Genomic DNA, 12,718 nt, shown 5'->3' on the forward strand with positions numbered 1-12,718 from the left:
CGTCACTCCATCGGAACCAATGCCACCTGATTGCCGGCATATCGATGGAGCCGCCCTGCCAAGTCCAGTTCCAGCAGAATGAGCTGAACAGCTCCAGTATCCATACCCGTGTGACGAACGAGGGTGTCAATGTCGGTCGGTACAGGACCGAGCGCATCGATAACGATGTCTCTTTGCTCTTCCGTTGCGAACGGTTGGAGCGATTCCGGTTCTTCCAACGCTGGAGATAAAAGATCGGGCTGTGCTGGTATATTCGCCTGATAGGCGTTTGGACCGGCCAGCGGCCGGAGTGCTTCAATGACATCGTTTGCTTCGGTAACCAGTGTCGCACCTTGTTTCAGAAGCAGATTTGTGCCGCGCGCACGAGGATCAAGCGGAGAGCCAGGAACAGCGAACACGGTGCGTCCCATGTCCCCGGCCATACGCGCGCTGATAAGCGAGCCGGAACGCTCTGCTGCTTCGACGACGATCAAACCCAGCGACAAGCCTGCAATAATCCGATTGCGGCGTGGAAAATCACGCGAGCGTGGCTCTGCGCCCATTGGCATTTCGCTTATGAGCGCGCCACCTTGTTCTGGTATGGCGTGATAGAGTGGAAGGTTTTCCGGCGGATAGGGGCAGTCAAGTCCACCTGCAAGTACTGCTACGGTACCGGTTTTCATGCTTGCTCGGTGCGCAGCGGCATCAATGCCGCGGGCAAGTCCGGAAATCACAGCAAATCCTGCCTCGCCAAGATCATGTGCCAGACGCTCGGTAAAACGTGCGCCAATCACCGAAGCATTACGTGAACCGACAATAGCGATGGGTGGCTTGCTGAAAATGGCTGCATTCCCCTTGATCGTAACCAAAGGGGGCGGAGCCTCACAATTCTTGAGTTGTTGTGGATAATCCGGTTCGCCCATGCCGACAAGACGGGCACCGGCGCGTTCAATAGCTTCAAGCTCGCGCTCAGCGTCGTCCATGGACGCAACGCGGATCGGACGGGCACTGCCGCCTCTGATATTGAGATCAGGTAGCATTTCTATCGCGCTTGATGCTGAGCCACAAAACAGAATCAGATCGCGAAAGGTGACAGGGCCGATATTGTCGGTTCGGATGAGGCGTAGCCAGTTAAGCCGCTGGCGATCGGAGAGGCGAATTCCAGTTTTTGAATTCGCGCTTTCCTTCATCCCTTGGCTCCGATCTTGCTCTCGGTGCCGTTTAAGAGGCGCGTAATATTGGCCTTATGCTTGAAGATAACGATGACCGTCATGATCGCAAAGAGCACTGCGATTGCTGGATACCCCCGCGAATAGAGCGCAATGGGAACAACGATGCTGGCGATAAGTGCCGCAAGGGAGGAATAGCGCGTCAAAAGTGCTGTCACGATCCAGACGGCAGCGAAGACCAATGCTCCGGGCCATGCAAGCCCGATGAGGACGCCCAGATAGGTGGCGACGCCTTTGCCACCCTTGAAGCCGATCCATACTGGAAAGAGATGCCCGATAAAGGCACCGAAGCCTGCGCCAATAGCGGCGTCCGGGCCGTAGCGTGAAGCGACGAGAACGGCGACCGTACCTTTCAGCATGTCAAAAATCAGCGTCGCAGCGGCAAGCTTCTTGTTACCGGTGCGCAGCACGTTCGTCGCGCCGATATTGCCCGAGCCGATGGACCGGACGTCGCCCAATCCTGCAAGCCGGGTCAGGATCAAACCAAATGGAATGGAGCCAAGAAAATAGCCGAAGACGAGCGCCCCTATGAGCGTCAAGCTAAGGAATCCCGGTTCGGCCATGAACGTCCCCTTGTTTCTTGATTCCGCCTACCCGGAATTTTCGAATGATTGTTCCGGGTTATGCGGTGTTTTTCAAGCCGAGTAAACGGTCTTGCCAGCCACTAAGGTGTGGACGACGCGACCTTGAAAGCGAGCACTTTCAAAGCAACTGTTCTTGGATAGCGAGTGCAGATCTTCTTCACGTACGATCCAAGGCTCATCCAGATCGACAATGGCAAGATCTGCCTTGGCGCCTGGCTTTAGCGTACCAGCATCAAGGCCGAAAATACGTGCTGGAGCTGTTGATAGCACTTCAACCAGCCGCAGCAGCGGAATGCTGTCATTGTGATAGAGACGAAGTGCGGCCCCCAGCAATGTTTCAAGGCCGATGGCACCGGCTTCGGCATCAGCAAAGGGCAGGCGTTTGGTATCGACATCCTGCGGATCATGAGCCGAAACGACAATATCGATGGTGCCGTTCTTCACGGCTTCGACCATAGCAAGGCGATCCTGTTCTCCGCGCAAAGGTGGCGAAAGTCGGAAAAACGTGCGGAATTCACCAATGTCGTTTTCATTGAGCGACAAATGGTTGATCGATACGCCTGCCGTTACTTTCGCGCCGAGATCCTTGGCGCGGCGCACGGCTTCCGCCGACATTGCGCAGGAAAGCTGTGCGGCATGATAGTTGCTGTTGGTTAGCGCTGCTAGACGCAGGTCGCGTTCCAGCGGAATCACCTCCGCTTCACGCGGACTCCCGGAAAGACCGAGCCAGCTTGCAAATAGGCCTTCGTTCATCACGCCATTCGCACCAAGGAACGGATCGCGCGTTTCGCAGGCAATCACGGCATTGAAATCGCGGGCGTAGGTCAGAGCGCGCCGCATGAGCTGGGTATTGGCGATTGTCTGCCTGCCTTCCGTGAAGGCAACAGCACCGGCATCGCGCAGCAGACCGATTTCGGTCATTTCCTCGCCGCGCAGACCTTTGGTGATCGCCGCAGCCGGGTGCACATTGACAACAGCCGTGTCACGCGCCGTGCGTTTGACAAATTCCACCAGAGCCACGTCATCGATCACCGGATCGGTGTCGGGCATCATGATGATTGAGGTTACACCACCAGCGGCTGCCGCGCGGCTTGCCGAGGCGATGGTTTCGCGATGTTCAGCGCCGGGCTCACCGACGAAGACGCGGGCATCCACGAGGCCAGGCAATACTGCCTTGCCATTCAGGTCGATGATTTCTGCACCTTCCGGTGCGCCCTGATTGCGGGCATCCGCTCCGGCGGCAACAATCTTGCCATCGCGGATCAGAACGCTGCCGGTTTCATCGAGACCGCGCGACGGATCGATGATGCGCGCGTTTTCAAACAGGATCGCGCTCATGCTGCTTCTCCGTTACTGGGATTACGGCGCGGATCGAGCAGGGCTTCCATCACGGCCATACGCACGGCGACGCCCATTTCTACCTGTTGCTGGATCACGCTCTGCGGTCCGTCGGCAACGTCGGATGCGATCTCGACGCCGCGATTCATCGGACCGGGATGCATGACGAGCGCGTCTGGCTTGGCGACTTTGAGCTTCTCTTTATCCAGACCGTAGAAGCGGAAATATTCGCGTACCGAAGGCACGAAGGAGCCGGCCATGCGCTCACGCTGAAGGCGCAGCATCATGACCACATCGGCATCTTTCAAGCCTTCTTCCATCGAATTGAAGACTTCGACGCTCATATCGGCCATGCCGGAAGGCAGAAGCGTGGACGGCGCGACGACACGCACCCTTGCGCCAAGCGCGTTGAGAAGGAGAATGTTGGAGCGTGCGACGCGGGAATGCAGCACATCGCCGCAAATGGCGACAATCAGGTTTTCGATTCCGCCCTTGGCGCGACGAATGGTCAGCGCATCGAGAAGTGCCTGGGTGGGGTGTTCGTGCGCGCCGTCACCGGCGTTGACCACCGAACAGCCGACTTTCTGCGCGAGCAGGGCAGCCGCGCCCGCCGAAGCGTGACGGATAACCAATATGTCCGGCTGCATGGCGTTCAGCGTCATCGCTGTATCGATGAGCGTTTCGCCTTTCTTGACCGACGAGTTGCCGACAGACATATTCATGACGTCGGCACCGAGCCGTTTTCCGGCCAGCTCGAACGACGATTGCGTTCGTGTCGATGCTTCGAAGAAGAGATTGATTTGCGTGCGACCGCGAAGCACGGACTTTTTCTTCTCTGGCTGTCTGGAGACAGCGATTTCCTGATCGGCGAGATCAAGAAGGCAGAGAATGTCCAGGGGCGAAAGCCCCTTGATGCCCAGCAGGTGGCGGTGAGGGAAAAGCGGAGGGACCGTTTGATTTGTCATGGCAAGTCACCCGTATAGGACCATGAGGCAGGTCCCGCAACCGTCCTTATAATGGCTTCAGGCGATTCACCAAGAAAAACCTGTGCTGTTCTGACGACAAATTGTGTTCGGGATGGCAAAATTTTAGCAAATGCAATGCAAGAAACCTAAATTAAATTGAATCGCACAATACGGAACGAGCTTTTGAAAACGCACGACGTTACCAACCAGACGCCACCCATGACGGGCAACAATGCCTATCTGGGCGATCCGCTCTTGATGCAGATTGCGGCAGGATTCCCGAAGGAACTGCATGCCGATCTGGAACAGACGGGCCGTTTTGTGTCGTCGGCTGAAGCGCAGGACCTTGCGCGTCTCGCCAATACCGAACTGCCAAAATTGCGCACGCATGACAGGCAGGGCAACCGTATCGACCTTGTCGAATATCATCCTGCGTATCATGCGCTGATGCGCCGTTCCATCGCGGCAGGACTGCATTGCTCGATCTGGGAAGGCAATCCGCTCGAAAGCGGCCGCCGTCATCAGGCGCGTGCATCGCGCTTTTTCCTGACCGCACAGCTCGAGGCGGGACATCTCTGCCCGCTTACGATGACCAGCGCGTCGCTCGCAGCACTTATGGCATCGCCGGAAATCTATAAGGAATGGTCGCCGGTCATCCTGTCGCGCAAATACGATTTTTCGCAGAAACCCGCTTTTGCCAAGCAGGGCATTACGCTTGGCATGGGCATGACTGAAAAGCAGGGCGGAACCGATGTGCGCGCCAATACGACCCGCGCGACACACAATGACGATGGCACCTATGCCATAACCGGCCACAAGTGGTTCATGTCCGCACCAATGTCGGATGCTTTTCTGACGCTCGCGCAGGCAGAAGAAGGCCTTTCCTGTTTTCTGCTCCCGCGCCTCACTTCAGAGGGAAGCGGGAACGGGTTCTCTTTCCAGCGCCTGAAAGACAAGCTCGGCAACAAGTCCAATGCTTCGTCGGAAGTTGAATTCGATGGTGCGGTCGGCCATCTGATCGGCAATCCGGGTGAGGGCGTCAAAACGATCATGGATATGGTCACGCTGACACGGCTCGATTGCGCTGTCGCGTCGGCCGGACTGATGCGTTCAGGCCTCGCCGAAGCCGTGCACCATAGCCGTTATCGTCAGGTATTCGGCAAGGCTCTTGTCGAGCAGCCATTGATGCAGCGCGTTCTTGCCGACATGGCGCTCGATGTTGCCGGTGCGACTGCACTTTCCATGCGGCTGGCACGCGCTTTCGATATGGCTGCCAGTGATCGTGCCGAGGCGGCTTTTGCCCGTTGCATGACGCCGGTGGTGAAGTACTGGGTTTGCAAGATCGCACCAGCATTACTCTATGAAGCAATGGAGTGCCTCGGCGGCAACGGTTACATCGAAGAAGGCAATCTCGCACGCGCCTATCGCGAAGCGCCGGTCAATGCGATCTGGGAGGGTTCCGGCAATGTCATGGCACTGGACGTGGCGCGTGTGCTGTCGCGCGCACCGGGGCTTTTCGATGAAGTGCTGGAGTGGATCGGCGGACAGCTTGGTCCGCGCGGGCAAGGGACACTTGATGTGCTGCGTGCTGCATTGCAGCTGACCGAAACCGATCCGGGTGTCGCACGCCTTCTGACCGAGCAACTGGCCTATGCTGCGGCAGCCGCAGAATTGCGTCAGCTTGGGGCTGACGATGTGGCCGATGCGTTCATCGAGACCCGTCTTGGCGGCCAGTGGCGTTCGACCTATGGCATGCTGGATGCGCGCCACAATGCTGAGCGGATTCTGGATCAGCTTTATCCGGCGTCGTAATCGTCGGATGCCGACCGCCTGATACTGTGCAGGCGGTCGAGTGCACCTTGAAGAATGAAGGATGCAGCAGCCGAATCGATACGTTCGGCCCTCTTGCCGCGTGAGACGTCCATGCCAATCAGCGCCCGTTCGGCAGCAACGGTCGATAGGCGTTCATCCCAGAAAACGAAGGGCAGGTTGGTCAGAGGTTGCATGGTGCGCACAAATGCCCGTGTAGCCTGAACGCGGGGACCGGACGTTCCGTCCATATTCATAGGCAAACCAATGACGATTATGCCGACCTTGTCAGCGTCGAGTGCCTTCAAAAGCACCTGTGCGTCGATAGAAAATTTCACCCGTTTGATAACGGGGCGCGGATGCGCGAAGGAAAGACCGAGATCAGACACCGCAAGACCGATGGTCTTGGTTCCCAGATCCAGTCCGGCAATGGTCTGCCCGGACTGAAGCAGCGCTGGAATTTCCTCGATTTCAACGACAGCCATTGGTCCTCATAGGATTTTGAAGTGGTTTCATATTGCCTTCAACTTTATCGGCGTCATATCTGTTCGCAAACCGGAAATCGAGCCGGAAACAGAGATTGAGGAGAGACTTTATGAAACTAACATGGCTTGGCCACGCCGCTTTCCGCATTGAAACGGCAAAGGCTGTTATTCTCATCGATCCGTTTCTCAACGGAAATCCCGGTGCAAAGGGCATCGACTTCAAGGAGGCGACCAAGGGCGTAACCCATATAGCGCTGACCCATGGTCATGGCGACCATGTGGGCGATGCGGTTGCCATCGCCAGGGAGCATGGCGCGATTGTGATTGCCAATGCCGATCTTGCAACATGGCTTGGCAGCCAGGGTGTGGAAAAGCTCGATCCTGGCAATACGGGTGGCACGGTGGCGCATGACGGGTTCACCATTACCTTCGTCAATGCGCTCCACTCCTCGGCAATGCTGACGCAAAACGGTGTCTCGCAGGCGCTGGGCAATCCGAATGGTCTGGTATTCCATTTCGAAGATGCACCGACGCTCTATCATATGGGCGACACGGACATCTTCTCGGATATGGGGCTTATCAATGAGCTCCATCAGCCAGAGATCGGCATCGTTCCCATTGGTGACCGCTTCACGATGGGTGGCGCGGTCGCGGCTCTCGCCTGCCAGCGCTATTTCAACTTCAAAACCGTGCTGCCATGCCATTACGCCTCATTTCCGATCATCGACCAGACGGCGGACAAGTTCTTGGCCGGAATGGCAGATCATCGGGAAACGAAGGTTATTGCTGATCCAGCTGGCACCGTTCATTCGTTCTGACTTTGGATTTGAAGCGCAAGAAATGTTGCGCTTCAACAATCGCGCCGTTATAGCCGGTAGGAAAACTTTTCAGGGTGGCGGTTCGCCGCCCAATCTAGCATTTGCGGAGAACAGGATGTCCGTCGATATTTCTACCGTCAAGCGCGTCGCGCATCTGGCGCGCATTGCCGTCAATGACGACGATGCCGAACGCATGACTGGCGAACTCAATGCTATTCTGGGCTTTGTCGAGCAACTGAACGAAGTCAATGTCGATGGTATCGAGCCTATGACTTCTGTTACGCCGATGGATATGCGCATGCGCCAGGACAAGGTAACGGATGGCGGTATTGCTGCTGCAGTGGTGGCCAACGCACCGGTTACGGAAGACAATTTCTTCGTCGTACCAAAGGTCGTGGAGTAGGTTATGGCCATACGGGTTTCAGTCGAGACCCCTTTGCAGGATGATGTGTGCGCACTGGTCGAGGGCCTGAATGCGCATCTTCTGCCGCTGTCACCGCTGGAATTCCAGTTCAAGATGACAGTTGAGCAGATGGCGGGGCCAGATACGACGGTTTTTGTGGCGCGCGATGAAGACGGCAAGGCTGTCGGCTGCGGTGCCTTGAAGATGCACGAAGATGGCGTCGGTGAGGTGAAGCGTATGTTCACCCTTCCAGAAGTGCGCGGCAAGCGTGTTGGTTCAGTTCTGGTGGATGCGATTGTCGATCAGGCGAGGGCCAAGGGCATTTCCCGCCTTGTACTCGAAACGGGCACGGGCCCCGGTTTTGCCGGTGCATGGCGGCTTTATGAGAATTCAGGTTTTACGCGCTGCGGTGTGGTTCTGGACTATCCGGATTCCGAATACAGCGCCTTTTTTGAAAAGCGTCTCGTTGAGGCGCACTGACAGGATTTGACGATGAGCGAACTGACCGCACTGACCATTGCTGAGGCGCGCGACAAGCTGAAGGCCAAAGCCATCACCGCGACCGAACTCACCGACGCCTATCTTTCCGCTATCGATTCCGCGAATGAAACCATCAACGCCTACGTGAAAGTGACTCACGATCAGGCGCGCTCGATGGCCAAGGCTTCGGATGAGCGTATTGCCAAGGGTGAAGCGGGTGCATTGGAAGGCATTCCGCTCGGCGTGAAGGACCTGTTTGCCACCAAGGGCGTACATACGCAGGCCTGCTCCCACATTCTTGACGGTTTTAAGCCGGAATATGAATCGACCGTCACAGCCAATCTGTGGGCTGATGGTGCGGTTATGCTCGGCAAACTCAACATGGATGAGTTCGCCATGGGCTCGTCCAACGAAACCTCCTATTACGGTTCGGTCAAAAATCCGTGGCGCGCCAATGGCTCCAATGCCGACTTGGTGCCGGGCGGTTCGTCGGGCGGTTCGGCTGCCGCTGTCGCCGCACAGCTTTGTGCTGGCGCGACCGCAACCGATACGGGCGGCTCGATCCGTCAGCCCGCAGCTTTCACGGGCACGGTTGGAATCAAGCCGACCTATGGCCGCGTTTCGCGCTGGGGCACGGTTGCTTTCGCTTCGTCACTCGATCAGGCAGGACCGATTGCTCGTGACGTGCGTGATGCCGCTATCCTGTTGAAATCCATGGCTTCGCTTGATCTCAAGGATACAACATCGGTCGATCTGCCTATTCCGGATTATGAGGCTGCTATCGGCAAGTCACTCAAGGGCATGAAGATTGGTATTCCGAAGGAATATCGCGTTGACGGCATGCCGGACGAGATTGAGGAACTTTGGCAGAAGGGTATCCAGTATCTGAAGGACGCCGGTGCTGAGATCATCGATATTTCGCTGCCACACACGAAATATGCGCTGCCCGCTTATTACATCGTGGCACCGGCGGAAGCCTCTTCGAACCTCGCCCGTTATGACGGCGTGCGTTACGGTTTGCGTGTACCCGGCAAGGACATTGCCGATATGTACGAACAGACCCGCGCGGCTGGCTTCGGCAAGGAAGTAAAGCGCCGTATCATGATCGGCACTTATGTTCTGTCGGCTGGCTACTACGATGCATATTATCTGCGTGCGCAGAAGGTGCGTACGTTGATCAAGAAGGATTTTGAAGACGTATTCGCCAAGGGCGTACATGCGATCCTGACGCCAGCGACGCCATCGGCTGCCTTTGGTCTTGCCGATGAGGACCTCGCCAACGATCCGGTCAAGATGTATCTCAATGACATCTTCACGGTAACGGTCAACATGGCCGGTCTGCCGGGCATTGCCGTGCCGGCCGGTATCAATGACAAAGGCTTGCCGCTTGGCCTTCAGCTGATCGGGCGTCCGTTCGAGGAAGAGACTTTGTTCCAGGCAGCGCATGCCATTGAGCAGGCTGCCGGACGGTTTACTCCGGCAAAGTGGTGGTAAAAACCGAACTTCTTATTCGCCGGGGTTTCCCCGGCGAATTTGTTTCTATGGCTGCATTAGCGGTCAGGGCCTGGCGGATAGCAGCGCGCGATATTGAACTGACCACTGAGCGGCAGGAAGTGCTGGAAGCCAGGTTCCAGCACGATCTCCAAGAAATTGCGGACGGTGTTCTGACTGCCGAAAAGGCAGGAATACTAGCAGGCTGGGGTGCCAGGGTGCCCCAAAGCAATTACATTTCCGATTTATGGGTCGATCCGCCGCATCACGGGCAGGGGATTGGCAGACAGATTCTTGATGCCCTGATGGCGCAAATTCTGCTTGATGGTTTTGACGAAGCACTGATCGGCACCCATGCGGATAATCTTCCCGCGATCAACCTTTACAAAAAGGCTGGTTTCCGGATCGACAGGCAAGGAGATGAGTGGTCGGAAAGTTTCGGAAGAACTGTCGAGAAAGTCAGGATGCGCGCTGATCTTTGAAGGCCAGCTTACCGCAACCGTTGCCGAATGGTCTATCGCGCCTATCCTTCCTTGGAGTGGATAACATTAAGAGGAGGGCAAGCGATGTGGATCATGTTGACGGAAGTGAACGGCGAAAAGCTCGCCGTGAATTTCAATCACGTTCTCTCTTATAACGCTTATGGAACCGGCACACGTATTGTTACGCTGAGCACGGATCAGACGTTCTTTGTCAAAGAGTCGATTGAAGAGATTGAAGCCAAGCTAGGCATTGATGTGAAAGCCTGAAGCTTCTTTTTCTCAACGGCTTAAATAGTTTTATTGAAAAAGAAAATGAACGGCATCGTGCTCGCGCATTGCCGTTCATCCTGTTTGCATTCTCGGGCACGTTTCGTGGTCCGCTGAAATGCTATATTTTTTACGCGCATCTCGTTCCGAAAACCAGTTCCCACTTTTCGGGATGCGCTCTAGATATCCAACTCTTCCACAAAAGCCGCACGGTCCTGAATGAAACGGAAACGGGCCTCTGGCTTGGTGCCCATCAGTTCATCGACGGTGTTGCGGGTTTCATCGATATATTCTTCATCCACCTGCACGCGCAGCAGAGTACGCTTCTTGGGGTCCATGGTGGTTTCCTTGAGCTGTTCGGCGCGCATTTCGCCAAGGCCTTTGAAGCGACCGATTTCCACTTTACCGCGCCCGGTAAACACGGTGCGTAGAAGCTCGTCCTTATGTGCTTCATCACGTGCATAAGCGACCTTTCCGCCTTGGCTCAGTCGGAAAAGCGGAGGAACTGCCAGATAGAGATGGCCGTTGCGGATCAGGTCGGGCATTTCCTGATAGAAGAATGTGATGAGCAGCGATGCGATATGTGCACCATCGACGTCAGCGTCGGTCATGACGATGACGCGATCATAGCGCAAGTCGTCTTCCCGATAATTCTTGCGCGTACCACTGCCGAGTGCCTGCACAAGATCACTTATCTGCTGGTTTGCCGTCAGTTTTTCGCGCCCGGCGCTGGCAACATTCAAAATCTTGCCGCGCAATGGCAGGATAGCCTGATTGGCGCGATTGCGCGCCTGCTTGGCTGAACCACCTGCCGAGTCACCCTCGACGATGAACAGTTCTGCACCGGCTGCGGCATTCTGTGTGCAATCGGCAAGTTTGCCGGGCAGGCGTAGTTTGCGCGTTGCGCTCTTGCGAACGGTTTCTTTTTCCTGACGGCGACGCAAGCGCTCGTCGGCGCGGTCGATCACCCATTCCAGCAGGCGAGATGCTTCCTGCGGAGAGGCCGTGAGCCAATGATCGAATGGATCACGGATCGCATTCTCTACGATGCGCTGTGCCTCGACCGTGGCAAGCTTGTCCTTGGTCTGGCCGACAAATTCCGGCTCGCGAATGAAAACCGACAGCATCCCTGCAGCCGACACCATCACGTCATCGGTGGTTATGATCGAAGCGCGCTTGTTGTTGGTCAGTTCCGCATAGGCTTTCAGCCCTCGCGTCAAGGCAATACGCAAACCTGCTTCATGTGTGCCACCATCGCCGGTCGGGATAGTGTTACAATAGGAGTGGACGAAACCATCCCCACCAAACCACGAAACGGCCCATTCGACGGCGCCGTGGCCACCTTGTTTCTCGGTCTTGCCCGCGAAAATCTCGCGCGTGACCTGATGTTCCTTACCAAGCGATGCCTCAAGATAGTCCTTCAGGCCACCAGGGAAGTGGAACACGGCCTTTTCAGGTGTTTCCTTCTTTGGGTCGAGCAGGGAAGGATCGCAGTTCCAGCGGATTTCAACCCCGCCAAACAGATAAGCTTTCGACCGCGCCATGCGATAAAGACGATGCGGATCGAACTGGGCTGTCTTGCCGAAAATATCAGGGTCTGGATGGAAACGGACGCGAGTACCGCGACGATTATGCACTTCGCCGAGCTCTTCCAGCCCGCCTTGCGGAATACCCCGCGAGAAACGCTGGCGATAAAGACGGCGATTGCGCGCGACTTCCACTTCCAGCATGTCAGAAAGGGCATTCACCACAGAAACACCGACGCCGTGCAGACCGCCTGACGTCTCATAGGCCTTGCCGTCGAACTTGCCGCCCGCGTGCAGTTTGGTCATGATGACTTCGAGCGTGGACTTCCCGGGAACCTGGGGATGTTCATCCACAGGAATGCCACGTCCGTTGTCCGAAACCGTTACAAACCCGTCGGCATCGAAGCTCACTTCGATGAAATTGGCATGTCCCGCGACAGCTTCGTCCATCGAGTTGTCGATGACTTCAGCAAAGAGATGATGCAGCGCCTTCTCGTCTGTGCCGCCAATATACATCCCGGGACGCAGGCGCACCGGCTCCAGACCTTCCAGAACGCGGATGGATGATGCGTTATAGTCGTCGCCTGCCGATGAAGCAGGCGGCGCCTTGGCCGTTACCGGCTTTGGAACAGAGAGCGAGGGCGCTGCCACTGGCTGCGCCACAGGTTTTTCGCTGGGTTTCTCCCCTTGGCGCCCCTGTTCTTGTTCCCGTTCTCGGGCCCGGGCATTGTTGACCACTCTCGAGAAGAGATCGTTGCTATCGTCCATCTGTTCCGAAAAGCTCTCTATCTGAATTTCAGGAGGTCTTTGCCGAGCCTGCTCGCCATCGACCGGAAAATACTGTTCGCGAATCAACTGAATG

The 12,718-nt window shown here is 56.3% G+C and carries 13 protein-coding genes; 7 read left to right on the plus strand and 6 right to left on the minus strand.

The window, feature by feature from the left end; all coding sequences use genetic code 11:
- Positions 1 to 2: 2 nt before the first annotated feature.
- The 4 genes from dprA to OHI65_RS08665 form a co-directional block, all read right to left on the minus strand.
- Positions 3 to 1,169 (minus strand): DNA-processing protein DprA, encoded by a 1,167-nt coding sequence (gene dprA, locus OHI65_RS08650; protein WP_012093051.1) that lies wholly within the window; start codon positions 1,167 to 1,169, stop codon positions 3 to 5.
- Positions 1,166 to 1,771, minus strand: a complete 606-nt coding sequence (gene plsY / locus OHI65_RS08655; protein WP_010658867.1) for a glycerol-3-phosphate 1-O-acyltransferase PlsY — start codon at positions 1,769 to 1,771, stop codon at positions 1,166 to 1,168. Before plsY ends, dprA begins: the two co-directional genes overlap by 4 nt.
- Before the next feature lie 72 nt (positions 1,772 to 1,843).
- Complete coding sequence (locus tag OHI65_RS08660) at positions 1,844 to 3,130, minus strand: dihydroorotase (RefSeq protein ID WP_012093050.1); 1,287 nt, start codon at positions 3,128 to 3,130, stop codon at positions 1,844 to 1,846.
- Positions 3,127 to 4,095, minus strand: coding sequence for an aspartate carbamoyltransferase catalytic subunit (locus OHI65_RS08665; protein ID WP_012093049.1), 969 nt, complete (start codon positions 4,093 to 4,095; stop codon positions 3,127 to 3,129). Before OHI65_RS08665 ends, OHI65_RS08660 begins: the two co-directional genes overlap by 4 nt.
- Before the next feature lie 183 nt (positions 4,096 to 4,278).
- Between OHI65_RS08665 and OHI65_RS08670 the strand changes: the two genes are divergently transcribed.
- Entirely contained in the window at positions 4,279 to 5,907 is a 1,629-nt protein-coding gene (locus OHI65_RS08670) for an acyl-CoA dehydrogenase family protein (RefSeq protein ID WP_125302081.1), read from the plus strand.
- Here the strand turns inward: OHI65_RS08670 and ruvX are convergent.
- Entirely contained in the window at positions 5,892 to 6,389 is a 498-nt protein-coding gene (ruvX, locus tag OHI65_RS08675; protein WP_125302078.1) for a Holliday junction resolvase RuvX, read from the minus strand. The genes OHI65_RS08670 and ruvX overlap by 16 nt on opposite strands.
- A gap of 110 nt (positions 6,390 to 6,499) precedes the next feature.
- On the opposite strand from ruvX, the gene OHI65_RS08680 reads away from it, so the two are divergent.
- The 6 genes from OHI65_RS08680 to OHI65_RS08705 all read left to right on the plus strand — a co-directional run bounded on the left by OHI65_RS08680 (position 6,500) and on the right by OHI65_RS08705 (position 10,330).
- A complete protein-coding gene (locus tag OHI65_RS08680; RefSeq protein WP_125302076.1) occupies positions 6,500 to 7,207 on the plus strand; it encodes a metal-dependent hydrolase in 708 nt (235 codons plus the stop codon).
- 115 nt (positions 7,208 to 7,322) lie between these two features.
- Positions 7,323 to 7,610 carry an Asp-tRNA(Asn)/Glu-tRNA(Gln) amidotransferase subunit GatC gene (gatC, locus tag OHI65_RS08685; RefSeq protein WP_010658861.1) on the plus strand — a complete coding sequence of 96 codons (288 nt, stop codon included), beginning with the start codon at positions 7,323 to 7,325 and terminating at the stop codon, positions 7,608 to 7,610.
- Between the two features lie 3 nt (positions 7,611 to 7,613).
- On the plus strand, positions 7,614 to 8,090 hold the full coding sequence (locus OHI65_RS08690) for a GNAT family N-acetyltransferase (RefSeq protein WP_012093045.1): 477 nt from the start codon (positions 7,614 to 7,616) through the stop codon (positions 8,088 to 8,090).
- A 12-nt stretch (positions 8,091 to 8,102) separates the two neighbouring features.
- A complete protein-coding gene (gene gatA, locus OHI65_RS08695) occupies positions 8,103 to 9,584 on the plus strand; it encodes an Asp-tRNA(Asn)/Glu-tRNA(Gln) amidotransferase subunit GatA (protein ID WP_010658859.1) in 1,482 nt (493 codons plus the stop codon).
- Positions 9,578 to 10,063 carry a GNAT family N-acetyltransferase gene (locus OHI65_RS08700; RefSeq protein ID WP_235915763.1) on the plus strand — a complete coding sequence of 162 codons (486 nt, stop codon included), beginning with the start codon at positions 9,578 to 9,580 and terminating at the stop codon, positions 10,061 to 10,063. Before gatA ends, OHI65_RS08700 begins: the two co-directional genes overlap by 7 nt.
- A gap of 84 nt (positions 10,064 to 10,147) precedes the next feature.
- The gene (locus OHI65_RS08705; protein WP_010658857.1) at positions 10,148 to 10,330 is read left to right on the plus strand and encodes a flagellar FlbD family protein; all 183 of its coding nucleotides are present in this window, start codon (positions 10,148 to 10,150) and stop codon (positions 10,328 to 10,330) included.
- A 179-nt stretch (positions 10,331 to 10,509) separates the two neighbouring features.
- Here OHI65_RS08705 and parE read toward each other — a convergent pair whose 3' ends face one another.
- On the minus strand, positions 10,510 to 12,624 hold the full coding sequence (gene parE / locus OHI65_RS08710) for a DNA topoisomerase IV subunit B (RefSeq protein WP_125302116.1): 2,115 nt from the start codon (positions 12,622 to 12,624) through the stop codon (positions 10,510 to 10,512).
- Between the last annotated feature and the right edge of the window lie 94 nt (positions 12,625 to 12,718).

This window comes from Brucella sp. MAB-22 (genome assembly GCF_025908475.1).
Classification (GTDB): domain Bacteria; phylum Pseudomonadota; class Alphaproteobacteria; order Rhizobiales; family Rhizobiaceae; genus Brucella; species Brucella anthropi.

Coding starts and splice junctions, on each gene's coding strand:
- dprA (WP_012093051.1), bottom strand. CDS start 1,169: ATGAAGGAAAGCGCGAATTCAAAAACTGGAATTCGCCTCTCCGATCGC.
- plsY (WP_010658867.1), bottom strand. CDS start 1,771: ATGGCCGAACCGGGATTCCTTAGCTTGACGCTCATAGGGGCGCTCGTC.
- OHI65_RS08660 (WP_012093050.1), bottom strand. CDS start 3,130: ATGAGCGCGATCCTGTTTGAAAACGCGCGCATCATCGATCCGTCGCGC.
- OHI65_RS08665 (WP_012093049.1), bottom strand. CDS start 4,095: ATGACAAATCAAACGGTCCCTCCGCTTTTCCCTCACCGCCACCTGCTG.
- ruvX (WP_125302078.1), bottom strand. CDS start 6,389: ATGGCTGTCGTTGAAATCGAGGAAATTCCAGCGCTGCTTCAGTCCGGG.
- OHI65_RS08680 (WP_125302076.1), top strand. CDS start 6,500: ATGAAACTAACATGGCTTGGCCACGCCGCTTTCCGCATTGAAACGGCA.
- gatC (WP_010658861.1), top strand. CDS start 7,323: ATGTCCGTCGATATTTCTACCGTCAAGCGCGTCGCGCATCTGGCGCGC.
- OHI65_RS08690 (WP_012093045.1), top strand. CDS start 7,614: ATGGCCATACGGGTTTCAGTCGAGACCCCTTTGCAGGATGATGTGTGC.
- gatA (WP_010658859.1), top strand. CDS start 8,103: ATGAGCGAACTGACCGCACTGACCATTGCTGAGGCGCGCGACAAGCTG.
- OHI65_RS08705 (WP_010658857.1), top strand. CDS start 10,148: ATGTGGATCATGTTGACGGAAGTGAACGGCGAAAAGCTCGCCGTGAAT.
- parE (WP_125302116.1), bottom strand. CDS start 12,624: ATGGACGATAGCAACGATCTCTTCTCGAGAGTGGTCAACAATGCCCGG.